The organism is Methylobacterium frigidaeris (assembly GCF_022179185.1).
Lineage (GTDB): Bacteria > Pseudomonadota > Alphaproteobacteria > Rhizobiales > Beijerinckiaceae > Methylobacterium > Methylobacterium frigidaeris.
In genome coordinates, this window is sequence record NZ_BPQJ01000045.1 from 16,774 (window position 1) to 41,459 (window position 24,686).

Sequence of the window (24,686 nt, forward strand, 5' to 3'; positions counted from 1 at the left end):
ATCGCGTGGGGACCGCGCTCGGGATCTCAGGCCCTGCACTCCGTCGATGCCGGTTCAGGCGATCATGGCGCTCGACACTGTGCGGCGTCGCTGAAGCCCCGATGACCGGAAGACGGGGGGTGAACGCCTTCCTCGACTTCCTCACCGGCGAGCTCGCCCCGATGGTCGAGGCCCGCTTCGGCCTCTCCGCCCAGCGCCGCTCCCTGTTCGGGCACTCCCTCGGCGGCCTGTTCGTTCTCCGCACGGTCCTGAACCGGCCTTCGGCCTTCGCGGCTTACGCCGCCGCCAGCCCGTCGCTGTGGTTCGACGACCGTGCCCTGCTGCGGGCCCGCGACGCGGCGCGGCTCCCGCAGGCCGTCCGGCTGATGATCGCGGTCGGCGCCCTCGAGCAGTCGCCGGCGCAGGCGGCACGGCCCGGGGAGGACGGAATCGGGGAGCGCGCGATGGTCGCCAATGCCCGGGTCGTCGCCGACTGCCTGCGCGATCCGGCCGGCGCGGGGCCCGACATCCGTGTCCACGTCTTCGAGGACGAGAACCACGCCTCGGTGGTCCCCGTCGCCCTCGGCCGCGCGCTGCCCTTCCTCCTCGCCCATCCCCGCGCCGCCCGGTGAACGCCGCTGCGAGAACGAGGGGCGACGGATGCCGAATGAGAATGGATCGATCGCCTTGGAGTCAGTTTGAATGGTATTCGGCGTTTCCGACCCGCTCACCTCATCCCGAGATGCTGGTCGATCTTCGATCGCCGCCACTTCAGGATGAGACCCGTGATCGGAAAAGCCGCTCAACCCGGCTCTCAGGCGTTCGCGCCGCCATCGACCGTGAGGGCGGTGCCGGTGATCTGCCGCGCCGCGGGGCTGGCCAGGAACGCCACCGCCGCCGCGATGTCGTCCGGCGTCCCGTAATGGCCCAGGGCGGTCATGGCCCGCTGCCCGTCCGCGAGATCGCCGTCGGCCGGGTTCATGTCGGTGTCGGTCGAGCCCGGCTGAACGAGGTTCACCGTGATGCCCTGCGGCCCGAGCTCGCGCGCCAGCCCGCGCGTGAACGCGAGCAGGGCGGATTTCGTCATGGAATAGACCGTCACGCCCGGGAACGGGACGCGCTCGGCGAGGCACGATCCGATCGAGATGATCCGCCCGCCACGCGTCAGATGCGGGATGGCGGCCTGCGAGGCCAGCACGACCGAGCGGATGTTCACGTCGAGCAGGGCGTCGATGTCGGACAGGCCCATCTCCACCAGGGGACCGCCGCGGGCGATGCCGGCATTGTTCACCAGGATGTCGAGACCGCCGAGCTGCTCCGCGGCCGCAGCGACCGAGCGCGTCACGGCCGCCGGATCGGCGCTGTCCGCCTGGAGCGCGACGGCGCGGCGGCCCATCGCCTCGATGCGCCGCGCGACCTCGGCCGCCCGCTCGGCGGATCGCTCGTAGGTGAGGGCGACGTCCGCGCCCCGCCCGGCGAGTGCCAGCGCGATGGCGGCGCCGATGCCCCGGGAGGCGCCCGTCACGAGGGCGCGCTTGCCTGCGAGTTCGCTCATGGTCCGACCTTTTTCTGTGTCGATTGACACAGAAATGGCTAGGCGCGTTGCGGTCCGGCGTCAAGCAATTTATATAATGATCGATGCAGAATTCATCGCCCGAACGATCACAGGACCGCCCGCCCGCCCGCGGGCGCGGCCGGCCACGCGGGTTCGACCGTGAAGCGGCCCTCACCGAGGCGATGCGCCTGTTCTGGCGCAAGGGTTTCGCGGCTACGTCCATCTCCGACCTGACCCAGGCCATGGGGATCGGCTCGCCGAGCCTCTACGCGGCCTTCGGATCGAAGGAGGCGCTCTACGCCGAGGCCCTGCGCCACTACGGCGAGCGTTACGAGGCCTTCGTCTGGTCCCGATTTGCGGCGGCGCCGACGGCGCGCGAGGCGATCGAGGCGCTTCTGATGGATTCGGCGGTCGCCCTGCCGGGGCCCTGCGGGAGCGAGGAGCCACGCGGCTGCATGGTGACGCTCTCGGCCGCCGGCAGCGAGGGACAGGTGGAACTCGGCGAGATCGTGCGGGCAGCCCGGGCGCGCGGGCTGGAGCGGGTCGTCGCGCGCCTGGCGCGCGCGGTGGACGAGGGCGAGATCGCCGCCTCGGTCGACCTCCCGTCGCTCGCGCGATTCGTGATGACGGTGCAGGGCGGGCTGTCGCTCCAGGCCCGCGACGGGGCGAGCCGGGCCGAGCTGGAGGCTGTGGCGCGTCACGCGCTGTTGGGCTGGAACGGGTGCGTCGGCGGCTGAGCGCATCGGCTCGGCCCTCGTGGCCGGCCATCGGAATGAGGATGGATGCGACGATGAAGAGAATCGGGTTCCTGTCGTTCGGGCATTGGTCGCTGGCGTCGCACTCGGCGACGCGCACGGCGCAGGACGTGCTGCTGCAATCGATCGAGCTGGCCGTCGCGGCGGAGGAGCTGGGGGCGGACGGCGCCTATTTCCGGGTCCACCATTTCGCGCGGCAGCTCGCCTCGCCGTTCCCGCTGCTCGCGGCGATCGGGGCCAGGACCCGGCGTATCGAGATCGGCACCGGCGTCATCGACATGCGCTACGAGAACCCGTTCTACATGGTCGAGGATGCGGGCGCGGCGGACCTGATCTCGGGCGGGCGCCTCCAGCTCGGCATCAGCCGGGGCTCGCCCGAGCAGGTGATCGATGGCTGGCGGCACTTCGGCTACGCCCCGCCAGAGGGCGCGAGCGACGCCGACCTCGGGCGCCGGCACGCCGAGGTGTTCCTGGACCTGCTGCGGGGTGAGGGCTTCGCGAAGCCCAACCCGCGGCCGATGTTTCCCAACCCGCCGGGCCTCCTGCGCCTCGAGCCGCATGCGGAGGGCTTGCGCGAGCGGATCTGGTGGGGATCGGCCTCCGACGCCACCGCGATCTGGGCGGCGCAGCAGGGCATGAACCTGCAGAGCTCGACGCTCAAGGCCGACGAGACCGGCGAGCCGTTCCACATCCAGCAAGCCAGGCAGATCCGCCGCTACCGGCAGGCCTGGACGGAGGCGGGTCACGCCCGCGTGCCGCGGGTCTCCGTCTCACGCTCGATCTTCGCGCTCGTGAGCGATCGCGACCGGGCGACTTTCGGGCGCGGAGGCGACAGCGACCAGGTCGGCATCATCGACAACATGCGGGCGGTGTTCGGCCGCTCCTACGTCGCAGAGCCGGAGCGGCTGATCGAGGAACTCAAGGCCGACGAAGCCATCGCCGAGGCGGACACCCTGCTTCTGACGGTGCCGAACCAGCTGGGCGTCGCTTACAACGCTCACCTCCTCGAGACCCTCCTGACGCAGGTCGCCCCGGCTCTCGGCTGGCGGTGATCCCGTTCACCCGGGGCGCCGACACCGTCGTGGTTCGGCGCGCAGGCTCCGACCGGCCGGTCCACCGGTCGGTCGCCGAAGCGGGACTACGCCCGATGGGCAAAAGCAGCGTTGCAGATCCTCCATATGGTGGATTTTTTGTAGCGTGATTATCTGTCAGATTTAATGACGAGATCATGCCGTGGTAGCTCTGCGGCAGATCCGCTCCGCAGGTCGAGTCGGTGATATCGATAGCTTTGATCGCTGCATATTTTTGACATCAATAAAAATTCATAGTTCATGATATATAATTGTTGTCATATAAAATTGTTAATCAATCAAGATAAATGAGTTTGATTCAGATTAGTTAATGATCCGCCTTTCTGGCTGAGATGACCGTTGGATGAGATCAATGTGTTATCGCAGGTTTCGGAGCAGATTGCTGGCACTCAAGTGCCACGACGCCTCCGTGGCGAGCGGGCGGAGTGCGGCCTTGCGCCAGTACCTCGTTGCGGCCACGCTCCTGATCGGCTCCGGCGCCGCCGTCGCCGGCATGCCGGAGATCGCCGCCGGGTCCGCGCCGGGCGCGCCGCACCGGATCGTCCACGCCGACCTCGTCGCGCTCGACCAGCTCATCGTCTACAACCGGTTCGGGTCGTTCAATCCCTACGGGATGGTGTTCGCGCTCCGCCGGGACGTCTCGGCGCTCGGGCCCGGCGCGGCAATCGATGCCGACCAGTGCCGGATGCGGGACGGCACCGAGGCGGGGGAGGGAGCGCTGATTCCGGGCGCCGTCCGGCTGAAGGATTGCAAGCGCGCGCGGCCGCTCACCCTGCGGGCCAATGTCGGCGACATCCTCGAGATCACGCTCACCAACTTGCTGAGGCCGTCCCAGCCGGACATCTCGGAGACGTGGTGCGGGAGCCGCCAGAGCGACGACGGCACGCGGCCCACGCGCCGGGACGAGCGCGCGGCCTTCGACGCGCAATGCGAGGAGACCGGCCGGATCGAGCGACACGTGAAGGAACAAGGGACCGAGGCAGAGCGCGCGGCGGCCGCCGCGGAGCGTCGCGGCGACTGGCCGGCGACCCGCAGCCTGTCGCTCTCGATTCCCGGCCTCGAACCGCTCCCTGTCGGCGAGGCCGTGCCCGACGCCTGCCTCGGCCTCGCTGCCGTGCCGCCGGGCCAGTCCTTCACCTGCCGCTACCGGCTCGAGCGCGAGGGCACGCACCTGGTCTCGAGCCTGGCGGCGCCCGCGGGCGGCGAGGGTGATGCCGGTTCGGCCACGCACGGCCTCTTCGGCGCGCTGATCGTCGAGTCGCCGGGCGCGACCGCCCTGCGCAGCCAGGTCTCGAGCGCCGCCTTCGACAAGGTCTGGCCGGAAAAGGGCAAGTCCGAGACGGAAAAGTCGGGGGCGTCAGGGCAGGACAAGTCAGGGCAGGGCGACGGAGCGGTCCGCCACGCCCGATCCGGCGCACCGGATTTCGCCGCCGCCTCGGGGGATCCGCGCTCGCGCGACGCGCGCGCCAACGCCTATCCGTGCGGCGACGGGCCTGTCCCCGTCCTGGCGGTCCTCCGATCCTGCCAGGGCAGCGAGACCGTCGACGGCGTCACCTATGCGCGGGCCGAGCTCGTGCACGGCGACCTCAACGCCGTCATCGTGCCGGATCCCGGCCGCGCCCTGCCGCCGGTCGACCCAGTCCTGACGGGAGAGGACCGGCGTACCGCGATCCGCCTCGACCAGGAGGCGCGCGCGCCGTTCCGCGAGTTCACGGTCGTCTTCCACGACGAGCTGAAGACCTACTACGCCGATCCGCAGCGCGAGCTGTCGCAGTTCGGGCAGCTCTCCGCCGCCCGCGACGGTTTCGCCATCAATTACGGCTCCTCGGGGGCGGGCGCGATGGTGCTGGCCAACCGCAAGGGCATCGGTCCCACCGCCAACTGCCCGGAATGCCTCTACGAGGAGTTCTTCCTCGAGAGCTGGGCGAACGGCGACCCGGCGCTGCTCGAGAACTATCCCGACGATCCCTCGAACGTCCACCACAGCTACCTGAACGACAAGGTCGTCTTCCGGAACCTCCATATCGGCAAGGAGACGCACGTCTTCCACCTGCACAGCCACCAGTGGTTCGCCGGCAACGACGAGAATCGCGGCGCCTATCTCGACAGCCAGACCATCGCGCCGCAGCAGGGCTTCACCTACCGCATCTATCACGGTGGCCTGGACCGCCACCGCGACGAGCGCACCCCCGCCGGCGCCCGGGGCTGGTGGGAGGCGGCCAAGGGCTCCGGCAACCGCAACCGGACGGTCGGCGACGCCATCTTCCACTGTCACCTCTACCCGCATTTCGCGCAGGGCATGTGGGCCCTGTGGCGCGTCCACGACGTCATGGAGGACGGCACGCGCGTGCTGCCCGACGGCCAGAAGCGGCCCGGTCTCTCGATCGGCCGCAACCCGGCGCCGTTCGAGCGGCGCGAGGGGTCCGTCGCCCTCCAGAGCGGCGAGTGGCGCGGCACCGGCAAGGACCAGGGCACCCCGATTCCGGGCCTCGTGCCGATCCCGGGCGAGGCGGCGCCCCTGCTGCCGGTCTACACCGCACCCGGGACGAAGCCCGAGGATGCCGACGGGATGCCCGGCTACCCGTTCTTCATCGCCGGCGAACCCGGGCACCGCGCGCCGCAGCCGCCCCTCGACATGGCGCGCGACCTGACGAAGGGCGGGGATGGCCGCCTCCTCGACGGCGGCCTGCCGCGCCACGTCGTCACCGGCGGCCTCTCCCTGCCGGCGGTGCTGACCGCGGCCGAGAAGCGCGCGGCCCGATCCGATCCCTCGACCCTCGCCGCGCTCGCCCCGACCCTGGTGCCGCGGATGCTGGCGCTCGGGGACGCGACCTCGGAATACGAGCGGCTCGATCTCAAGGTCCTGCCCCATGCCGGGACGCGGCTCGAGCGGAACGCCATGGGCTTCCACCATGACGGCAAGCGCCCGGGCGGCGGCGCGTTGCCCCTGCGCGACGCGGCCGGCGACCCGGTCGGACCGCAGAGCCTCGGCAGCTACCCGTCCCTGCGCCTGCCGCCGCTCGGCGGCGCGGCGCGTCTCGAACTGGCCGGGTTCCCGGTGAACGGTGCGCCGCCCGCCCCGGGCGCCCCTTACGCCGACCCGTGCGGGGCCGCCTCCACCCTGGCCTCCAGCCCGTTCCGACGCTTCGTCGGGTATCGCGCCGGCATGCCCGAGCGCGACCTGTTCGAGGGCACGATCCTGACGCCCAAGCCCGACCCGGCGATTGCCGGGGATGCCGCGCTGCAGGCTTTGCGCGGCAACCTCGACTTCGTGCCCGATCCCGGCCTCATGGGTTTTCGCCGCTACGACGTCTCGGCGATCCAGTTCGACATGACGGTCAACCGCGCCGGCTGGCACGACCCCCAGGCCCGCATCGCCGTCCTCACCGCGGAGGCCGATGCCTGGAAGGAATCGCGCAGCGCCCGGGCCGAGCCGTTCTTCTTCCGGGGCTTCTCCGGCGAGTGCATCGAGCTGCGGCACACCAACGAGCTGCCCAAGGACCTCGAGCTCGACGACTTCCAGCTCCGGGTGCCGACCGATACGATCGGCCAGCACATTCACTTGGTGAAGTTCGACGTCACCTCCGCCGACGGCTCCGGCAACGGCTTCAACTACGAGGACGGCACCTTCGCGCCCGACGAGATCCTGGCGCGGATCTGCGCCGCCGGGAAGCCGCAAGGCGGGATCGCCCCGCGCGAGGCCGAATGCACCGCGCTCGCCACCGCCAAGGCGGCCCTGGAGGACGCGGTGGCGCGCAACGATGCCGGGGCGATCGCCGAGGCGCGCCGGCGATTGCGGGCGGCGCAGCTCTGGTGGCGCAAGGGTGAGGCGAACCGCAGGACCTACTTCCAGACCACGGTGCAGCGCTGGTTCGCCGACCCGATCCTGTCCAATACCGGCGACGGCAAGGCGGCCGACCGGACGCTCCGGACCGTGTTCACCCACGACCATTTCGGGCCGAGCAACATCCAGCAGCACGGCTACTACGCGGCGCTCCTGATCGAGCCTAACACCCACGCCGTGGAGCGCCATGCCGGCCCCGATCAGGCGCGCGCCGACATGCCGGGGCCGGTGCCGCCGCCCGTTTGGCCGGCGGCGGGCGAGCCCGTCACGCCCCGCCTCGTCGAGGGCGGCCGCGGCCTCGTCGGCGCCCGCGCGGTCGTCGAGGCTGTCACCGACCGGAACAGGTCGAGCGCTCGGCCCCAAGCGGGCGAACAGGACCGGGCGGGCGACCCGATCCACCCCAATACCCGCGAGTTCGCCCTCGCGATCGCCGACTTTGCCTTGCTCTACGACGGCGCCAAGCAGCCGCCGCAGGGTTTCGATGGCGACACCAGGCAGCCGACGCCGAAGGGGATGGCGCGGCTCGTCGCCGAGGCGCGCTGCCAGGTCAAGGACCTGACCGAGGCCGCGCGGCAGGATCCCGACATCGAGCCGGGCGAGAGCATCCCGGCGCGGCGGGCCGGGCTCTGCGTGAACGCCGCCGGCCAGGTCCCGGTCGACGCGCCGGCGAGCGCCGCCGAGGACGCCTCGCCGAAGCCGGACCATGCGGGCCAAGTGACCGCCCTCGCGACGCACGCCGCGGCGTGGCGCGAGGAGCATGGGCGGCCAGTCGCGGCCCCGCCGCGCCCGGAAGCCTTCAGCCAGAAGCACCACGACCCGTACCTGGTGAACTACCGCAACGAGCCGGTGCCCCTCAGGGTCGGGTCCCGCGATCCCGGCGGGGACAAGTTCGCCTTCGCCGGCAATCCCTGCGCCCTCGGCGGCGGCGTCACCCCCGCGGGCGAGACCGAAGCGGACCGGCCGCACCGGCAGAACCACGGCGACATCCGCGCCCAGCGCCGGGGGGAGGCGGGCGATCTCGCCAACGTCTTCCGGAGCGCCTGGGACCGCCCGGACGGCCGGGCGACGGAGGGCCACGGCGATCCGTGCACGCCTCTCATCGAGGCATATTCCCGCGAGCGCCTGGTGCTGCGCATGGTCCAGGGCGCGCAGGAGGTGCAGCACACCTTCCACATCGAGGGCATCGCCTTCCGGCGGAACGCCGATCAGGCCTACCCGACGGCGCGCGCCCATCTCGGCCGCCTCGCGACGGCGTTGCGCCCGCGCAACGAGCATTGCCACGACGACCGGATCGCCCGCGACGGGCGCCCCCGCGACCTCGCCGGCCTCGTCTCCCGGACCGGACCGACTGCCGGCTTCTGGACGACCTTCGAGCGTCTGATCGGCGGTTGCGACAACTTGCTCGGCATCACCTCGGCTCAGGAGATCGGGCTCTCGGAGCATTTCGAGGTCGGCGTGCGTCTGAGCGCGACCGCCCCCGGCAACGACACCCTGCCGGGCACCGACCGCGCCGCCCCATCCCCGGCCCTGGCCGCCCGGCCGGGTGCCGGGATCGCCGTCACCGCCTCCTACGCCGACAGCTCGGGACGGCTGCGCGCGCCGCGCTCGGCCCTGGCCGGCGCGCCGGCCGGACGGCCCTGGGCGGGCGACCGGCTGCGCAACCAGTCGGCGACCGGACCGAGCCTGAACCTCGACACCTTCCGCAAGCAGGTCGCCGTGAAGGACGGCGACCTGCGGCAGGCCCTCGACTACCTGTACAATTTCGGCTCCGCCGACGCGATCTGGAACGGGGCCTGGGGCCTCGTGCGGATCTACGACCGGCCCGGCTCCTTCGACCTCGGCGGCTGCCTGCGCGACCCGACAGCGAGCCACTGCCTCACCGCGAGCCGGCCGGCCGCCCGCGAGCGGTTCCGGCCCGTCCGCACGGACGGTGTCGCGGCGAGGCCCGGACCGCTCGTCCTGGACGCCGCCGGCCCGGAGGAGGACGAGGCCCCGCCCCGCGCGGCGACCGCCCAGGCCCTCGTGTGCCCGGCGGGCGCGCAGACGGTCGAGACGATCATGGTGGCGGTCCGGGCCGATGAAGTGCTCGACGGTCCGGCCGCCGGCCTGCTTCCGGGCCTTCCCTATGACGGGCGGACCGGGCTCTTCGATCCGGACGGGCTGATGATCGTGTCGCTCCCGCTCGACGACCTGCGGCAGGCCGTGCCGCCGGAGCCCGCGACCGGCCTCGCGCAGGTCCGGACGTTCTACGACGTCCTCCAGGCGCGGGCCCTGCCGCGGCGCGAGGACATCGTCGCCATGCTCAAGCAACGCTACGCCGGCGTCGACCGGCCCGAGCCCTACATGCTGCGCGTCAATGCCGGCGACTGCGTCAGCGTGACGATGATCAACGCGCTGCGGCCGGACGACGCCCCGCCGCCGGACACCCCGTTCCGGATGCGCGACCTGCCGGGCGACGCGCTGCTGCCGAAGATCGTGCCGCTCAACACCGATCCGCGCCAGCTCGGAGGGCGCGGCCGCGACCTGTGGCCGTCGACCCGGGTCACCTTCACCCTGCCGGCCGCCGTGACCTCGCCGCGCAACGGCGTGCCGTTCCCGTTCGGGATCAACCAGATGCCGGCGCTCCTCACCGAGACGGAGGCGCGGGACGTCGAGCGGTCCGATCCCGCGCCGGCCGCGTGCGCCCTCGGCGCGGGCCGGTGCCTGCCCGACCGCTCCTGGACCACGGTCACGTTCTACGCCGGCGCGCTCAGCGTGGATGCGAGCGGCCTGCAGCGGCTCCTGCCCTGGCAGCTTCCGCCAGACAGCCCGCTCTCCGCGATCCGGATCGAGACCCGGCCCCGGACCGGCTGCGGACCCGGCCGCGTCGAGTTCGCCTTCCTGACGGTGCTGCTCTGCGCCGCGAACGGAGCGACGCCCCTCGACTTCTCGGCCGCCGCCACCGGCCCCGCGGCCGACAACGCCGACGAGGTCGCGCGCCGGCTCGCCGACTACCTGGGCGAGCGCCAGGGCGAGTTCCTGTCCGCGATTCCCTACGCGGCCGGGGCGCTGCCGATCCGCGTGGCAGGGGACCTGATCGGCCACGCGTCCCACGGCCTCTCGGGTCTGCTGATCGTCGAGCCCAAGGGGGCCGCCTATCCCGGCCGCCAGGAGGGAAGCGACCCGATCCACGTCGTCTCCCGGGTTCGGAGCCAGGGCGGCGAGTCCCTCCGCGTCGCGCCGCTGAGGCTCTGCCCACCCGAGGCGGAAGGCGGCGGCGAGACCTGCCCGGTCCGCATCCCGGAGGCGGCGATCCGCGAGCACGCCCTGATGGTTCAGGACGGGCTGAACCTGTGGAGCCGCCGCTGGGCGGGGTCCAGGCCGAAGCCCGTTCCGGTCGACCATGCCGGCCATCCCGGGCACCCGCTGCCGAACTGCCCGGTCTGCGACGACTCCTACGATCTCGGCGAGAAGGGCGTGAGCTATCGCACGGCGCCCTTCACGCGCCGCCTCGGCGGCGCCCTCGGCCTGCGGACCTATCCGGACGACGACACGAACCTCAACGCCGTGGTGTTCCCGCGCGACTTCCTCTCGCCCAGCTTCGCCCCGGTCCCGACCCCGACCCTCGATGCGCGCGCGGGCGAGGAGATGATGATCCGCCTCGCCCATCCGGCGGGCCGCTCCCGCCACCGCGCCTTCGTGACTCTCGGCGCCTCCTACGACGACCTGTTTCCGGGCTTCGGCACCGGCCATTCCGGCCATCTCGCACCGGGCAAGGCCTTCACGGCCTCGCTCTGCGCCCCGCGCCAGCCCGGCACCTATCTCTGGCGCGACGGGCCGCAGGCGACCTTCGCGGCCGGCGCCTGGGGGCACGTCGCCGTGACGCCAGGCGGTCCGGACGCGCCGGAATGCCGGCCGTGAGCCGTTGGTTCGCCCCCGTCCTGCTGCTCGGCGCCGTCGCGGCCGCCGGGTGGGGCCGGGCGGCCGACGGCGAGGAGCCGGACGCGTCGGTCGCGGCCCTCGGCACCGCCGGCCTCGCCGTGACGGCAGAGATCGCCGAGCTCGACGGGAGCCCCCTTGCCGAGGCGCGAATCGGGACTCCGTTCCGGATCCGCCTCGATTTTCGCGATCCGGCCGGCGGGGCGCGCCCGGTCACGAGCCCGGTCGCCTGGTTGCGGCCGCTGGGTCCCACCGCCTCGACCTGCCAGGACAGCGCCCGGGCCGCGCGCGTGACCGGGCGGCTCTCCGGCGACGACGTGCCCCTCGCAGGGCTCTCGCTCGTCACGCTCGATGAAGCCAACCGCGTCGCCGTCGTCGACCCCCACCGCCCGGCCGCGTCGCGGATCGTGGCGGGAATCGTGCCGATGGAGGGGCGGCCGGCGGGCTTCGCGGTCCATCCGGGGCGGGGCGAGCTGATCTATGGCCGGCCCGACCGGGGCGACGTGGTGGCGCTGCCGCTGCCCTGGGGCCGCCCGTCGGTCCTCGCCTCCGGGCTCGCCGGGCCGCACGCGATCCTGCCCGCTCCGGCCGGACGGCTCTGGCTCGCCGAGGACGAGCATGTCCGGCTCCTCGACCGGACCGGCGCAACCCTGCACCGCCTGCCCCTGCCGGGCCCGGTCGTGCTGCACGAGGCGGGGCCGGGGCGGGTGCTCGCGGCGGGCCGGGACGGCTCCGGCCTGATGCTCGACCGCGGCACGGCCGAGGCGGTCGCGCGGTTCGCCCCCGGCACGATCGGGCCGGTCGCGGCGGCGACGCCCGCGGCCGTGCTCACGATCCGCGACGGCCGTCTCGTCCGCCTCTACGCCGACGCTCCCGACCGGCCCGATGCGCTCGATGTCCCGGGCGCGCCGCTGGCGGTGCGCGCCGACGCGGCCGGCCGCTGGGCCCTGGTCCTGTCACGCCCGCTGGCGCGCAGCGCGGCGGGCCCGCTCGCGCTCGACATCCTCGACCTGACCACCGGCCGGCGCGTCCACGGCTTCGAGGCGCCCGAGCCCTTCGACGAGGCCGTCCTTCTCGGGGCCGCGATCTTCCTCACTTGGCCGACGCGCCCGGTCGTCACGGTGATCGACCTCGCGGCGCTGAAGGACGGGGATGCAGCCGTCCGCGACGTGCGCCTCGGGGGGCCGGACGAGTCGCATCCGGTCCCGCGCCGCGGCCCGATGATGGCGCCGCTCTCGCCGCTCTCGGCAGTCGCCGTGATGCGGCCGGGCGGGAGAGTGTTGCAGACGGTGCTTGCGGGCGGCGGCCTGTCCTCCGCACCCGCCCAGGCGATCGCCCTCAAGGGCGATCCGCCGGTGGCGCTCGCCGCCTATCCGCGCTCGCTCGTGTCGCAGGGGGAGGGGCGCTTCGAGGCGACGGCGCGGCTGCCGCATGGGGGCCGGTGGGAGCTCGTCACGACGACCGGGATCGGCGGGACGACGGCCTGCCTGCCGATCCCGGTCGAGGTCACGGCCGAACCGCCGCCGGCGCCGCGGCTCGACGCCGAGATCGGCACGCGGGCGGGTGGCACCGTCACCCTCGCGATCCGCCTGCGCGGCGGGATTCCGGCGAAACCCGGCGCCGTGCTCCGGATCCGGCTGGCGGCCCTGGACGGCAGCGACATCCGCGACGTCGCGGCTGATCCGCTCGGGGAGGGCTACGTGACGACCCCGTTCGCGGCCTCGCCGGGGCTCTACGCGGTCAGCCTCGCCGACGGTTCGCCGCTGCGGCCCGATCCCGCGATCGTCGACCTGCGTCCCACCGCTCCGGAGGCCGGGCGATGAGGCGGCCTGCGGCCACGACCCTCGCCCGCGCGGCCGCCCTGGCCCTGTCCGGCCTCGTCGCCGCCGCCCCGCCGGCGCGGCCCGCCTCGGTCGCAGCTGTCGCCCGGCCGCCGGCGCCGGTCGTGATCGACGCGGAGCTGCGCGGCACCGACGGAAGCGCGGTCCGCTTCCGGCGCGACGTGCTCGGCCAGGGCGTCACCCTGGTGTCGTTCACCTTCATCGGCTGCCGGGTTCAGTGCCCGATCTCCGATCTTCGCGTCACGCAGGTCGAGGACGCGCTCGCCGCGCGCGGCCGCGGCGACATCCGCCTCGTGACGCTGACCATCGATCCGGACAACCGGCCCGAGGACCTGCGGCGGCACGCGGAGTCCTTCGCGCCCGGCCCCTCGCGCCGCTTCCTGACCGGCAGCTTCGGAGAGCTCATCCCCCTCCTCGACGGGCTCGGGATGTCCTTCGGCTCGGTCTCCGATCACGCCTTCTTCTTCCTCGTCTTCGACCGCACCGGTCGCTTCGTCGCCCGGATCGACGGGGACGAGGCGACGCCGGAGCGGCTGGTCGCGGCGCTGGTGGCGATCCCGGATCGATGAGCCGCGACGCTCCGCGGACGAGCTCCGCCGCTGCGGCCGCTCTCTTGGGGGCTCTTCTGGCAGCCCTCGTCCTGAAGCCGGGCCTCGCCGCCGGGCAGGCCGGGGGCGAGGCGTTGTTCCTCGGGGGCGTCCGGACGGTGCCGGCCGTCCCGGGCGGACGGCCGGTCGTCCTGCCCGGCTGCCGCGACTGTCACGGACGGGACGGGGCCGGGGGCCGGGAAGGCGGCGTCCTCGCACCGCCGATCGCCCGATCCGCCCTGACCCGCACCACCCTCGCGCGGCCGGCCTACGATCAGGCCGGATTCGCCACCGCGCTGCGCGACGGTGTCGGATCAGGCGGAGGCCGGCTCCAGGCGCTGATGCCGCGCTACCCGGTCGGCGTGGACGATGCGGCCGCCCTGTGGCGCCACCTCGCGCGGCTCGAGACGAGTGAGCGCCACGGCGTCGAGCCCGACCGCCTCAGGCTGGGCGTCGATGCCGCGGCGGGTCCATGGCTGCTGGAGAGGCTGAGCGAGGATTTCGGTGGCGACCTGCGGATCCACGGACGCCGCATCGACCTCGTGCCCGTTCGCGGCGCAGACCTCGAGGAGGGCCGCCTGCTCGCGCTCCTGTTCGCGACCGATCCGGCCTTACGCCACAGCGACGGCGGGCTGCCCCTGCTCTTCCCGCTCGCCCCGATCGACGACGAGGTCCGCGCCGACGAGGCCCGCAGCCTGATGCCGTCGCGTCGCGACCAGGCCGACACTCTCCTGGCCGCCGCTCCGCCCGAGGCGCCGGTTCTCACGGATGGCGGAGGCCGCGCCCTGCTGTCCGTCAAGGTAGGGCGCCGGATTCTCGACGCCGATCGCCTCGAAGCACCGCTTCCGTCCGAGCTGGTCGTGCTCGTCGCGCCGGCGCGCTGGCGCGGACTCCTCGGCCTGCTGCGGCCCGGCACGCGCGTCCACGCGATCGGGCCGGAGGTCGGCGAGGTGGTCCCCGCCCTCGCGCGGGGAGGCGTCCGGCTCGTCGTCACGAATCCGAGCGCGGGTCCCGGCATCGACGCCTCGGTCACCCCGGCGGCGCGCCTGGCCAGGACCGCCGCGGTGCTCCTGCGCGGGGCACTCGCCGCGGCCGGGCGCGACCTGACCCGCGGCGCGCTCCTGCGCGCCTTCGACACCCTCCGCCTCGACGGACCGGACTGGCCCGCGCTCGACTATGCGCGCCATCCCCTGACCGGTCGGCGGACCACCGCCCTCGTCGCCCTGGAGTAATGCCCGAGGCCGCGGCGCCTACCGCGCCCGCCTCGGTCGGCCACCACCGGCGCAGGCCTTCTTCCCATCGGGGAGGATCCTGCGGGCGAGTACCGGCGCATCGCATCCGGAAGGCGCGGCAGCCGTACGGTTCCGAGAGCCGGGCCCTTCCCTTGAAGATCCGGAGGGGCAGGGGAGAGCGGTCCTCAACACCTCGACCTCGGGGGTGTGGCGTCTGCGTGCGCGGCGCCCTGAGCGTGGTGCAGCTTTGGCTGGCGCTGAAGTTTTTCGACACGAGCGGCGCACAGCCGGCTTCGGGGATCAGGTGTGCGGTCCCGGACCGTCGATCAGCGCCAACTGCATGGCGGCTCGTCCGTCGGAAGCAGACCTCTGCACAAGCGCCGGATGACGCGAATGATCGGCATGCAAATGATCGGCTTGGTGGTGATTCGCCCCCACCAGGGACTCAGGATTTTCGGATCAGGGTGATTCCGGGCCGCACCAAGGGTTCTCCCCGATGTGCCCGCTTCCGGCCATCCGGTAGCGTTCCGTCGATACGATCCGGGAGGAAGCGATGAAAGTCCTGAGACTACCGGCACTCGCAGCCCTGGCGTTCGCGGCGTGGATCGGCATCGGTTCACTCGACCAGGGTGGGTTCGGCATCGGACCCGCCCGGGCCGCCGGCGGCTGCGGGATCGGCTTTCACCGCGGCCCCTACGGCGGCTGCCGGCCGAACGTCTACGGCGCTCCGGGCTATTACGGGTATCGCGGCGGCGCGGCCTACGGGTACCGGGGCGGGGCGGTCTATGGGTATCGCGGTGGAGCCGTCTACCGCGGCCGCGTCTACAGAGGCGGCCGTGTGTATGGCGGCCGGGCCGTCTATGGTCGCCGCGTCGGTGCCTACCGGGGCGGCCGCGTCTACGGCGGCGGTCGCTTCCGCCGCTGACCGGGCCGCTCACCCGTCGCCCACGGCCCTGCGCGCGGGCACCGTCGCGGTCACGCGCAAGCCGCCGTCCCGCCGGGCGACGACCAGGGAACCGCCCAGCGCCTCGAGGCGGTCCCGCATCCCCCTGATGCCGGCACCCTCCGTGATCGAGGCCGTGGACGACGCAGGGCCGCGGGCCCCCACCGGTCCGTCCTCGACGACGAGGTGCAGACGACCGGAGGCGCACCCGTCGAACGACATGCGGGCCGTCCTCGTCGCCGCGTGCCTCTGCACGTTGGTGAGAGCCTCCTGGGCGACACGGTAGAGCGCGAGTTCGATCTCCGGCGACCAGCGGCGGCCGTCGACCTCAGGACCGATGGCGAACGCCACCGCGATACCGGCCCGCCTCTGGAACCCGTCCGCCAGGGTCCCCAGCGCGACGCCCAGACCCGCCTCGTCGAGAAGCGGCGGATGCAGCACGTAGGACAAGGTGCGCAGCTCCGCCACGCTGGCCTCGACCATGGCACGGGCCTGCGCCAGGGCGGCCCGGACGGGCGGCGGCGCCTCCGCGAAGCCCCGTTCGGCGACGGCGAGTTCGTAGCCGGCGGCGATGAGGGTCTGTCCGGTCGTATCGTGCAACTCCCGCGCAATGCGCCGGCGCTCCTCGTCCTCACGGCGCAACGTGTCCTCCACGACGCCGAGCAGGCGTCGCTCCAGCCTGTGGTCCTCCGTCATGTCGGTGACCGCGCCGTAGATGTAGTCCCGGCGTCCGCCCGGCTCCCGCAGCGGAACCAGGACCGTGCTCCACACGAATTCGGCGCCGTCGATCCGGATGCGACGCTCCGTCCGACGGGTCTCCCCCGAGAGGAGGACGGCCCGGTAATCGGCCTCGACGAGATCCGCATCGTCCGGAGAGATGAACTCCCGGGCCGTCCGCCCGACGAGGCTCGCCGCGGCCGGGCTCTCCGCACCGTCCCGCCGGCTGAACGTGAGCGCCTCCAGCACGAACCGTCCGTCGGGCCGAGCCGCGACGATGAACTGGAGGTCGGACTGGCCTTCGACCAACCGTTGCAGACCGGCCTGACGCCGCAAGAGCCGGCTGATCGGCGGATAGCCCAGTACGGGCGCGAGCAGCAGAAGGGCGCCGGCGCCTGCAACGGTCAGGACTTGGTTGCGCCAGGAGCGAAGGGCGCTGGCGGTACTCCGGCAGACCTCGACCGACAAGCCTCCGATGCGCAGCGCCCGCGACGCGGCCAGCCTCCCCGATGCCGCGTCCGGGACGTCCGGCCCGCATGCGACCGAGTCGTCACGCTCGACCGGACCCGCCGGGCCGGCACCGCGTCCTGACCACCACTCGATCAACGGTCTGCCATCCGCATCCAGGAGCGCGACGCGGTCCGCCCGCCCGATGCCCAGCCCCTGGAAGACGGCCCGGAACAGGTCGACGTTGATGGCGGCGGCAACGATGCCGCCGAAGCTCCCGTCCCCGAGCGTCACGCGCCGGCTCATCGGCACGAACAGGCCGTCGATCAGCGCCGTGCGCCTCGGCGCGCCGACGAACAGACCGGGATCCCCCTCGCGCTGCGCGGTGAAGTAGTCCCGATCGGCCAGGCTCCGGGGCGGCATTTCCTTGTCCTGGACGAGCACGCCCCCGTCGGCACGCGTGACGGCCATCAGCATATGGGGGGACAACCGTCGGCTGGTCGAGCAGAGGAAGGACGGGCAGAGCCTGTCGATGGCGGGACCGCTGAGATCCCCCTCGACCGTGGCTTCGGACAACCTCCGCAGCAGCACGTCCGTCAAGCCGAACACGTTCTCCATCGCCCCCTTGCCGGCCTCGGCGAGGTGGGCGACGTCCCTGCCGGCCGCGGCGAGGGCCGCCTCGCGGGAGCGTTGCGCCCAGAGCATTGCAGGCCCCGCGAAGGCCAGCACGCAGGCAGCCCAGGCCGTCCAGAGCAGTGTGGTCCCGAGCCTGCGGCGTGCGCGCCCGATTCCAGCCCGGCCGGTTCCCGCGCTCCCCTCGAATCCCGCTCGGCCCCATTCCATGCGAGAGCTCCCTCCCGATCGTGCCCCCACGTCTTCGTCGATCAACTCCCGTAGCGACGGCCGGGCGAATGACTCAACACGAGTTCGCCGCCGGGCAAGTGTGCCGCCATGATAATGACAGAACAGGGCGCTGTGCCAAAACAAACCAACGGCACCCACTCCCGACTGCTCAACATCGACACGAAACTGACTCTATCAGATTCGCACGGATTCTGTCGAGGCGGGCTTCCAGCATGCATCGATGACAGTCATTGTTGTATATCAGGGTTTTCACCTGTCTGACTACGGGTTTCTCCCGATTGCCGAATGGCCGGGCGCCCGTGGAATGTACCTCCCCAGCCACAGCCGGGGGCGGCCATGGGACCTGTCGCGCGTCACCTCGTCCGAGCCACGTGTCTCGCCAGCGTCGCCGTCCAGGCTATGCCGGGGCGGGCAGCCGAGGGCGGCCTCAGCTTCTACGTCGCGGGGCAGGCCCTGCCGCTCGGCGGCATCGTGCCCCCGCCCGGCCTGTACTTCGACAGCACCACCTGGTTCTACAGCGCCAGCATCGGCGGCAACCGCACCACCCAGCTCGGCGGCAACGTCGTCGCCAATGTCAGGGCCAACATCGTGGCCGACTTCGCGACGGCTCTATGGGTGACGCCGGTCGAGATCGGCGGCGGCAGCCTCGCCGTCGCCTTCGTCATGCCGTTCGGAGAGCCTGCCTTGCGCGCCGGCATCCTCCTCAACGGGCCTCTCGTGAACCAGGCGCTCGGCCGCCCCGCGGGAGCATCCGTCGCCGACAGGGACTTCAATCCGGGCGATCCTATCCTGTCGGCGACGCTCGGCTGGCATTCCGGCCCCTGGCACTGGAAGATCGCCGGCGTGCTCAGCATCCCGGCGGGCGGCTACGAACCCGGGGAGCTCTCGAACGTGGCCTTCAACCGCACCGTGGGCGATGTCTCCGCCGCCGCCACCTACCTCGATCCGACGCTGGGTTACGAGCTCTCGGCCGCGGTCGGAGTCACGCTCAACGGCACGAACCCGTCCACGCGCTACACGACGGGGAGCGAGTTCCACGTCGACGTCTCGGCCTCGAAATTCCTGTCCAAGGACGTCTCGGTCGGCGTCATCGCCTCCCATTACCAGCAGCTGACCGGCGACAGCGGCCCGGGCGCCCGGCTCGGGCCGTTCAAGGGGCGCATGACGGCGGTAGGCGGCACCATCGGCATCACGGGCGAAGTCGGGACGATCCCGGTCACCGTTCGCCTGAAGCTTTTGCGCGAGGTGGAGGTCGAGAACCGCTTGCAGGGCACCATCGGCTTCTTCCAGGTGTCGTTCCCGCTCTGGGTCGCACCGAAGGCCGCCCCGGAGCCGAGGCCCACCGCCACGAAATCCTGACGGGGGCGGGAGCACGACCCGGATGGGGGAGACGTAACGCGATTTATACGTGCCCGCGAAGGCAGACGATGTGGTGCACCATGGAAGCCAGCCCGGCACCCACCTTCGGGGACCGGGCCTCTGCCATGTCCAGGGTCTGAACTCATCAGACTTGCGTTGGCCTGCCACAGCACGTCTGCTGGAATTCATGTCCTGTCTATGGTTTTGGTCGCCAATCGGGCGGCCACTTTTGTAAGACCTGCTGAGGGAGGCCGGAGCCCGTGCCGGTGACCATCCTGATCGTGGACGACCACGGCGCCATCCGCCGGGGCGTCCGCGCCATCCTGGAGACGCGGGACGGCTTCGAGGTCGTCGCCGAGGCGAGCACCGGTGCCGAGGCGCTCGAGCTCGCCACCCTGCACAAGCCCACGGTCGCCGTCATCGACTACTCGCTTCCCGTGATGAACGGGTCCCAGCTCACCCGGCGCATCCGGGAGGCCAGCCCGGGAACCGAGGTTCTGGTATTCACCATGCACGAGAGCGAGGCGCTGGTGCGCGACGTGCTCGCGGCGGGCGCCCGTGGATACCTCCTGTAGTCCGACGCCGACCATCAGCTCATCGCCGCCGTCAACGCTCTGGCCCATCATCAGCCCTACTTCACGGGCCGGGTGAGCGAGGCGCTGCTCGCCCATTACCTCGCCCATCCGGGCCGGTCCTCGGAGCTGGATCTGCTGACCGGGCGCGAGCGGGAGGTGGTGCAGCTCATCGCGGAAGGGCAGTCGAGCAAGAAGGTGAGCGAGACGCTCGCCATCAGCCTGAAGACCGTCGAGACCCACCGCGCCTCCGCCATGCACAAGCTGGGATTGAGCACGACGGCCGCCCTGGTCCGCTACGCGGTCAGGAACAAGTTGATCGAGCCGTAAGGCGCCTTGTTTCGCATTTCGGGTTTTCTACCCGATCCAATCGGGGTTTTCCCCGATGGACGGACTGTCTTCGGTGTTTAATCTGTCACAGGTTAATTCCGCTGGCCGCGCGTCCGAGCACGGCGTGTGAAAGCCGGTCGCACCCTGGGGGAGGTAGAGATGCGGCTGCGCCGTCGAGCTTTGCTGCCTCGCGACCTTCGCAGTTCTCGCCCCGTCGGTCCCCGAGCCGGCGCGGTCCGCTCCTTCGAGCCTAAACCCCATCGCCGACCCGGTCGCCGACGCCATGAACGGCATCGCGGCGCCCGGAGCGATCCGATTCCGCGTGAATGTCCGGGTCGCCGGGACCGTGCAGACCGTGCGCCGCCCGGGACGGGCGGTCGGCAGCAGGAAGTGCTGCCCGTAGTCTTCTTGTCACCGTCGAGGAGCAGCCGATGATGGATGCGCCCAGCGTCGAACGGCGGGACACGGAAGCGAGTGCGCATCCCGGCATGGCGTTCGTCCCCGGCGGGACCTTCCGGATGGGGTCGGACCGGCACTACCCGGAGGAGGCGCCCGTCCACCGCGTCACGGTCGATGCCTTCTGGATCGACCGCACGCCGGTCACCAACGCCCAGTTCCGGGCCTTCGTGCGGGCCACGGGCCACGTGACGGTCGCGGAGCGCGAGCCAAAGGCGGGGGATTATCCGGGCGCCCTGCCGCACCGGCTGCGCGCGGCTTCCCTGGTCTTCCGGCCGCCAAAGGGGCCCGTCGACCTGCGCGATTCCGGCGCGTGGTGGCGGTTCAGGGCCGGCGTGCACTGGCGGCGGCCCTACGGAGCAGGCTCCTCCATCGCCGGGCTCGACGACCACCCGGTGGTGCACGTCGCCTACGCCGACGCGGCGGCCTACGCGGCCTGGGCCGGCAAGGAGTTGCCGACCGAGGCCGAGTGGGAATTCGCGGCCCGTGGCGGGCTCGACGGGGCGGAGTTCGCCTGGGGTGACGAATTCACGCCGAGCGGCCGGCATTGGGCCAACACCTGGCAGGGCACGTTCCCCCACCAGAACCTCGCCGAGGACGGCTACGAGCGGACGTCGCCCGTCACCGCCTTCCCGCCGAACGGGTACGGCCTGCACGACATGATCGGCAACGTCTGGGAGTGGACGACCGACTTCTTCACCCCCCGCCACCCCGCCGACGCCCCGAAGGCGTGCTGCATCCCGCAGAACCCGCGCGGCGGCCGCGAGGACGACAGCTACGACCCGAACCAGCCCGCGATCCGCATCCCCCGCCGGGTGGTCAAGGGCGGCTCGCACCTCTGCGCGCCGAACTATTGCCGCCGCTATCGGCCGGCCGCGCGCCATCCGCACCCGGTCGACACCTCCACGAGCCACATCGGCTTTCGCTGCGTCAGAAGGAGTGGGGCATGACCGAGCCCGTGCCGTCCCGGGATGCCACCGGCGAGGATCGGCCCGTGGCGGTCAACCGCAGGGCCATGCTGCTGCAGGGGGGCGCCGCGGTCGCGGCGGCCCTGGGCGGCACGACCGGGTCGCACGCCCAGCAGCCCCAGCCGAGCGCGCCGGCGCGGTCGGGGGCGGCGGGCCGGCCGCCCAACATCCTCGTCATCTTCGGCGACGACATCGGCCAGACCAACGTCAGCGCCTACTCGTTCGGGCTGATGGGGTACCGCACGCCGAACATCGACCGGCTCGCCCGGGACGGCATGATGTTCACCGACTACTATGCCGAGCAGAGCTGCACGGCGGGGCGGTCGACCTTCATCACCGGGCAGTGCACGCTGCGCACCGGCCTGTCCAAAGTCGGCATCCCGGGCGCGACCGTGGGCCTCCAGGCGCGGGACGCGACGCTGGCCGAGCTGCTCAAGCCGCTCGGCTACGCCACCGGCCAGTTCGGCAAGAACCACCTCGGCGACCGCGACGAGTACCTGCCGACGAACCACGGCTTCGACGAGTTCTTCGGCAACCTCTACCACCTCAATGCCGAGGAGGACCCGGAAAACCACTTCTACCCGCAAAGTCCCGAGTTCCGGAAGCGCTTCGGGCCGCGCGGCGTCCTGAGGACCTCGGTGGACGGCCGGATCGAGGATACGGGACCGCTGACCAGGAAGCGGATGGAGACCATCGACGACGAGACCTCGACGGCGGCCATCGACTTCATGCAGCGGCAGACTAGGGCCGGCAAGCCGTTCTTCTGCTGGTTCAATTCCACGCGGATGCACTTTCGCACCCACGTGCGGGCGGATCACCGAGACAGGCCCGGACTGGATTCCCGGACCGAGTATGCCGACGGCATGATCGAGCACGACGCGACCATCGGCCAGATCCTGAAAGCGGTGGACGACCTCGGCATCGCGAACGACACCATCGTGCTCTACACCACCGACAACGGCCCGCATCAGAACTCGTGGCCGGATGCCGGCACGACGCCGTTCCGCAGCGAGAAGAACACCAACTGGGAGGGCGCCTTCCGGGTGCCCTGCCTGATCCGCTGGCCGGGACGCATCCAGGCCGGCACCGTGTCGAACGAAATGGTCAGCGGCCTCGACTGGGTGCCGACCCTGATGGCGGCCGCGGGCGATCCCGACATCAAGGACAAGCTGCTGAAAGGTCATCGCGCCGGCACCAAGACCTTCAAGGTCCATCTCGACGGCTACAACCAGCTTCCCTACCTCACGGGCCAGCAGCCGAACGGCGCGCGCAAGGAGTTCATCTACTTCAACGACGACGGCGATCTCGTCGCGCTGCGCTACGGCAACTGGAAGGTCGTCTTCGAGGAGCAGCGCGCGCCGGGAACGCTGCGCATCTGGGCCGAGCCCTTCACCAAGCTGCGCGTCCCCAAGCTCTTCAACCTGCGGGCCGACCCGTTCGAGCGCGCGGACATCACGTCGAACACCTACTACGACTGGCTGATGTCCGATGGTGCGGGCGTGTTCATCGCGGCTCCGCCCGTGGTCGGGGCGTTCCTGGCCAGCTTCAAGGAGTATCCGCCCAGCCAGCGGCCGTCGAGCTTCAGCATCGACCAGCTCGTGGAGAAGATGCAGCGCGCCTTCGACACCCAGAACCAGTGACCGGCGGCGAGCCGCGCCGTCGGCCCGCCTCACCTCGTGGAGCCCTCGCATGCCGATGAAGGTGGTCACTCCGCCTCGCCGTGCGGTCCTCGCCGGCGCCGCGATCCTGATCGCGGCACCGAGCGCGCCGGTGATGTCGGCCGCGGAAGCCGACCCGCTGAACGCGTGGAACGAGGGGCGGGCGAAGCGCGAGATCACGGTCTTCGTCGGGCGCGTGACCACGCCGGGCACGCAGGACTACGTCGCGCCTGCCGGGCGCATCGCCGTCTTCGGGCGCCGGCCGATCCTGGCATTCGGCAACTCGGACGGCGACCTGCAGATGCTGCAATGGAGCGCGGGCGGGTCCGGACCACGGTTTCTCGGCCTCGTCCATCACACCGACGCCGAACGCGAATTCGCCTACGACCGGCAATCCCCGTTCGGCCGCCTCGACGACGCCCTCGACGAGGCCGACCGGCGAGGCTGGGTCGTCGTGGACATGGCCCGCGACTGGAAGACCGTCTTTCCCGCCGCCCGGCCGGAAGGCCGCTGAGGAGGATCGCGATGGTGGCAGGCAAGACCGAGCCCGCGACGCTCCGGCTCCCGCAAGCGGCGGACACGTCCGCCCGCGAGGCCGTCCTCGACCTGCAGAGCCGGGTGAACGCGTCGATCATCGGCCAGGAGCGGGTGGTCGAGCGGCTGGTCGTCGCGCTCCTGGCGAACGGCAACGTCCTGCTCGAAGGCCTGCCCGGCCTCGCCAAGACCCGGGCGATCAAGAGCCTGTCGAGGAACCTGGAGAGCGCGTTCAGCCGCATCCAGTTCACGCCCGACCTGCTGCCCTCCGACGTGACCGGCGGCGAGGTCTACCGCAGCGACGGTGCGGGCGGCGGCGACTTCGAGTTCCGGCAGGGCCCGATCTTCGGCAACCTCGTGCTGGCCGACGAGATCAACCGGGCCCCCGCCAAGGTGCAGTCGGCCCTCCTCGAGGCGATGGAAGAGCGGCAGGTCACGGTGTCCGGCAAGCGCTATCCCTTGCCCGACCTGTTCATGGTCCTCGCAACACAGAACCCCATCGAGCAGGAGGGCACCTATCCGCTGCCCGAGGCGCAGATGGACCGATTCCTGATGCACGTCACCATCGACTACCCGAGCGACACCGACGAGGTGCGGGTGATGCGTCTCGTGCGAGCCGAGGCCGCGGGGGCGGGCACGGCGCCGCCCCCGCCCAGGATCCCGCAAGCCGCCGTCTTCGCTGCCCGCCGGGAGATCGACGCGGTCACCACGGTCGCGGCCGTCGAGACCTACATGGTCGCCCTGATCGCCGCGACCCGGCGCCCGGCCGAGTACGGCGACAGGCTGCCCCGCTGGATTGCGCTCGGCGCCAGTCCGCGGGGCTCGCTCGCCCTCGACCGGACGGCCCGCGTCGTCGCATGGCTGCGCGGCCGCACCTACGTCGTCCCGGAGGACGTCCAGGCCGTCGCGCATGACTGTCTGCGCCACCGGATCTCCCCCTCCTACGAGGCCGGCGCCGACGGCGTGAGGGTCGACGACATCGTGGACGAGATCGTCGCCCAGGTCGCCGTGCCCGCCTGAGCCGGAAGGAGGACCG

16 protein-coding genes and 1 pseudogene are annotated in these 24,686 nt (G+C 71.9%); 15 read left to right on the top strand and 2 right to left on the bottom strand.

The window, feature by feature from the left end; genetic code table 11:
* The first annotated feature begins 5 nt into the window (after positions 1–5).
* Positions 6–611, top strand: coding sequence for an alpha/beta hydrolase (locus tag MFF64_RS29450; protein WP_273557180.1), 606 nt, complete (start codon positions 6–8; stop codon positions 609–611).
* A 182-nt stretch (positions 612–793) separates the two neighbouring features.
* On the opposite strand, the gene MFF64_RS29455 is transcribed toward MFF64_RS29450, so the two are convergent.
* A complete protein-coding gene (locus MFF64_RS29455) occupies positions 794–1,534 on the bottom strand; it encodes an SDR family oxidoreductase (RefSeq protein ID WP_238193060.1) in 741 nt (246 codons plus the stop codon).
* Between the two features lie 83 nt (positions 1,535–1,617).
* On the opposite strand from MFF64_RS29455, the gene MFF64_RS29460 reads away from it, so the two are divergent.
* The 7 genes from MFF64_RS29460 (at position 1,618) to MFF64_RS29490 (ending at position 15,727) form a co-directional block, all read left to right on the top strand.
* Positions 1,618–2,271 carry a TetR/AcrR family transcriptional regulator gene (locus MFF64_RS29460; RefSeq protein WP_238193061.1) on the top strand — a complete coding sequence of 218 codons (654 nt, stop codon included), beginning with the start codon at positions 1,618–1,620 and terminating at the stop codon, positions 2,269–2,271.
* Between the two features lie 53 nt (positions 2,272–2,324).
* Positions 2,325–3,341: an LLM class flavin-dependent oxidoreductase gene (locus MFF64_RS29465; RefSeq protein ID WP_238193062.1), complete on the top strand. Its 1,017-nt coding sequence runs from the start codon at positions 2,325–2,327 to the stop codon at positions 3,339–3,341.
* A gap of 418 nt (positions 3,342–3,759) precedes the next feature.
* Entirely contained in the window at positions 3,760–11,124 is a 7,365-nt protein-coding gene (locus MFF64_RS29470; protein WP_238193063.1) for a cupredoxin domain-containing protein, read from the top strand.
* On the top strand, positions 11,121–12,965 hold the full coding sequence (locus MFF64_RS29475) for a hypothetical protein (protein ID WP_238193064.1): 1,845 nt from the start codon (positions 11,121–11,123) through the stop codon (positions 12,963–12,965). The genes MFF64_RS29470 and MFF64_RS29475 overlap by 4 nt, the downstream gene beginning before the upstream one ends.
* The gene (locus tag MFF64_RS29480) at positions 12,962–13,552 is read left to right on the top strand and encodes an SCO family protein (RefSeq protein WP_133123158.1); all 591 of its coding nucleotides are present in this window, start codon (positions 12,962–12,964) and stop codon (positions 13,550–13,552) included. The genes MFF64_RS29475 and MFF64_RS29480 overlap by 4 nt, the downstream gene beginning before the upstream one ends.
* Positions 13,549–14,802: a hypothetical protein gene (locus MFF64_RS29485; RefSeq protein ID WP_238193065.1), complete on the top strand. Its 1,254-nt coding sequence runs from the start codon at positions 13,549–13,551 to the stop codon at positions 14,800–14,802. Before MFF64_RS29480 ends, MFF64_RS29485 begins: the two co-directional genes overlap by 4 nt.
* A 553-nt stretch (positions 14,803–15,355) precedes the next feature.
* On the top strand, positions 15,356–15,727 hold the full coding sequence (locus MFF64_RS29490; protein ID WP_238193066.1) for a GCG_CRPN prefix-to-repeats domain-containing protein: 372 nt from the start codon (positions 15,356–15,358) through the stop codon (positions 15,725–15,727).
* Between the two features lie 9 nt (positions 15,728–15,736).
* Here MFF64_RS29490 and MFF64_RS29495 read toward each other — a convergent pair whose 3' ends face one another.
* The gene (locus MFF64_RS29495; RefSeq protein ID WP_238193067.1) at positions 15,737–17,752 is read right to left on the bottom strand and encodes a histidine kinase; all 2,016 of its coding nucleotides are present in this window, start codon (positions 17,750–17,752) and stop codon (positions 15,737–15,739) included.
* Between the two features lie 357 nt (positions 17,753–18,109).
* Between MFF64_RS29495 and MFF64_RS29500 the strand changes: the two genes are divergently transcribed.
* The 7 genes and pseudogenes from MFF64_RS29500 to MFF64_RS29525 all read left to right on the top strand — a co-directional run bounded on the left by MFF64_RS29500 (position 18,110) and on the right by MFF64_RS29525 (position 24,670).
* Entirely contained in the window at positions 18,110–19,132 is a 1,023-nt protein-coding gene (locus MFF64_RS29500; RefSeq protein WP_238193068.1) for a SphA family protein, read from the top strand.
* 266 nt (positions 19,133–19,398) lie between these two features.
* A complete protein-coding gene (locus MFF64_RS38070; RefSeq protein WP_309296469.1) occupies positions 19,399–19,707 on the top strand; it encodes a response regulator in 309 nt (102 codons plus the stop codon).
* 72 nt (positions 19,708–19,779) lie between these two features.
* Positions 19,780–20,034: a response regulator transcription factor gene (locus MFF64_RS38075; protein WP_309296470.1), complete on the top strand. Its 255-nt coding sequence runs from the start codon at positions 19,780–19,782 to the stop codon at positions 20,032–20,034.
* A gap of 434 nt (positions 20,035–20,468) precedes the next feature.
* The gene (locus tag MFF64_RS29510; RefSeq protein WP_238193083.1) at positions 20,469–21,440 is read left to right on the top strand and encodes a formylglycine-generating enzyme family protein; all 972 of its coding nucleotides are present in this window, start codon (positions 20,469–20,471) and stop codon (positions 21,438–21,440) included.
* Entirely contained in the window at positions 21,437–23,098 is a 1,662-nt protein-coding gene (locus MFF64_RS29515; RefSeq protein WP_238193069.1) for an arylsulfatase, read from the top strand. Before MFF64_RS29510 ends, MFF64_RS29515 begins: the two co-directional genes overlap by 4 nt.
* A gap of 268 nt (positions 23,099–23,366) precedes the next feature.
* A pseudogene (locus MFF64_RS29520) lies at positions 23,367–23,630 on the top strand (haloacid dehalogenase-like hydrolase); the annotation flags it as partial.
* An 11-nt stretch (positions 23,631–23,641) separates the two neighbouring features.
* A complete protein-coding gene (locus tag MFF64_RS29525; RefSeq protein WP_099902993.1) occupies positions 23,642–24,670 on the top strand; it encodes an AAA family ATPase in 1,029 nt (342 codons plus the stop codon).
* Positions 24,671–24,686: the final 16 nt, after the last annotated feature.

Bases quoted from the DNA above. Each gene is read 5' to 3' on its own strand.
- MFF64_RS29485 (WP_238193065.1), top strand. From the start codon at position 13,549: ATGAGCCGCGACGCTCCGCGGACGAGCTCCGCCGCTGCGGCCGCTCTC.
- MFF64_RS29495 (WP_238193067.1), bottom strand. From the start codon at position 17,752: ATGGAATGGGGCCGAGCGGGATTCGAGGGGAGCGCGGGAACCGGCCGG.
- MFF64_RS29515 (WP_238193069.1), top strand. From the start codon at position 21,437: ATGACCGAGCCCGTGCCGTCCCGGGATGCCACCGGCGAGGATCGGCCC.
- MFF64_RS29525 (WP_099902993.1), top strand. From the start codon at position 23,642: ATGGTGGCAGGCAAGACCGAGCCCGCGACGCTCCGGCTCCCGCAAGCG.
- MFF64_RS29465 (WP_238193062.1), top strand. From the start codon at position 2,325: ATGAAGAGAATCGGGTTCCTGTCGTTCGGGCATTGGTCGCTGGCGTCG.
- MFF64_RS29455 (WP_238193060.1), bottom strand. From the start codon at position 1,534: ATGAGCGAACTCGCAGGCAAGCGCGCCCTCGTGACGGGCGCCTCCCGG.
- MFF64_RS29460 (WP_238193061.1), top strand. From the start codon at position 1,618: ATGCAGAATTCATCGCCCGAACGATCACAGGACCGCCCGCCCGCCCGC.
- MFF64_RS29500 (WP_238193068.1), top strand. From the start codon at position 18,110: ATGGGACCTGTCGCGCGTCACCTCGTCCGAGCCACGTGTCTCGCCAGC.
- MFF64_RS29510 (WP_238193083.1), top strand. From the start codon at position 20,469: ATGGATGCGCCCAGCGTCGAACGGCGGGACACGGAAGCGAGTGCGCAT.
- MFF64_RS29490 (WP_238193066.1), top strand. From the start codon at position 15,356: ATGAAAGTCCTGAGACTACCGGCACTCGCAGCCCTGGCGTTCGCGGCG.
- MFF64_RS29480 (WP_133123158.1), top strand. From the start codon at position 12,962: ATGAGGCGGCCTGCGGCCACGACCCTCGCCCGCGCGGCCGCCCTGGCC.